1 protein-coding gene is annotated in these 1,294 nt (G+C 54.7%); it reads right to left on the bottom strand.

The window, feature by feature from the left end; all coding sequences use genetic code 11:
- Window positions 1-16 precede the first annotated feature (16 nt).
- A protein-coding gene (locus tag AAIG39_RS25620) for an IS3 family transposase (protein ID WP_087776199.1) occupies window positions 17-1,224 on the bottom strand; the annotation gives its coding sequence in 2 pieces (ribosomal slippage) (window positions 17-903 and window positions 903-1,224; 1,209 coding nt in all).
- Window positions 1,225-1,294 lie beyond the last annotated feature (70 nt).

The raw sequence follows: 1,294 nt of genomic DNA, 5'->3' as shown, positions 1-1,294 counted from the left end.
GGACAGCTTTTGTATCTTAAGTTAACGATGCCCGCTGCCGCCGGTATTCTCTCGGAGAGTGATATCCCAGCGCACTATGCGGGTGATTTTCATTGTAATGCGTGAACGCCGCTGCAAGGTTTCGCAGGGCTGTTCTCACATCCGGTTTCGGCATGAACGCGATATAGTCTTCCTTCATCGTCTTCACGAACCGTTCGGCCATGCCATTGCTCTGCGGGCTGCTCACCGCTGTTGTACATGGCTCCAGATTCAGCTCTTTGGCGAACCTCCGCGTTTCATGCGCGGTATATGCTGAACCGTTGTCCGTCAGCCACTGCACCGCTGTGTCGGGCAGCCTGTCGCCGAAGCGCTTTTCCACCGACCTCAGCATCACATCCTGCACGGTCGAACTGTCATAGCCTCCCGTGCTTGCTGCCCAGTCTATGGCCTCACGGTCGCAGCAGTCCAGCGCGAACGTTACCCGCAGTTTTTCGCCGTTGTCGCAGCCGAACTCGAAGCCATCTGAACACCAGCGCATATCGCTTTCTGCCACCGCTATCTTGCCCTTATGTTCACGCTTCGGTCGCTCTGGTTTGTGATGCAACAACAACAGGTTATGCTCGCTCATTATCCTGTAAAGCCGTTTGGCATTCACAGGTGGCTGTCCCTCTGTGCGACGTTGCTTGCGCAGGATGCCCCACACGCGTCGATAACCATAACTCGGCATATCGCTGATAATGTTGAGGATAGCCGACAGTATTTCTGCGTCTGCTTCTTCATTACGCCGGTTACAGCGCCTGTCCTGCCAGTCGGCAGAACGGTTAATCCGCAGTGACAGTTGCGCACGCGACACGCCCATGGTCCGGCTGACCATGGCTATTCCCCGTCCTTTGGCAACAAGGGCGCGTGCGCTATCCATTTTCGCGACTGACCGTACTCCACGGCTTCTTTCAGGATCTCAACTTCCATCGTCTTCTTGCCCAGAAGGCGCTGAAGCTCCCGGACCTGCTTCAGAGCAGCAGTAAGCTCAGAAGCAGGAACGACTTCCTCTCCAGCCGCAACGGCGGTGAGGCTGCCTTCCTGATATTGCTTCTTCCACTTAAACAGCAGGCTGGGCTGGATACCATGCAGGCGGGCGACATGGGAGACATTCATACCCGGCTCCATCGTCTGCTGGATAATGGCGATCTTCTCCTGAGGAGTTTTACGTTTACGGACTTCTTGCCCTAACAGGATCCCGGTCATCTCAAAATTGGTGTTAGTGTTAGACATATATTCAAGCCTATCTCTTATCTGGAGATACAGCTACTGTCTG

Origin of the sequence: Phytobacter palmae (assembly GCF_039409775.1) — a bacterium.
GTDB lineage: Bacteria > Pseudomonadota > Gammaproteobacteria > Enterobacterales > Enterobacteriaceae > Phytobacter > Phytobacter palmae.
Note: the sequence above shows the minus strand (reverse complement) of the source record. Positions and strands in the feature narration are given on the sequence as shown.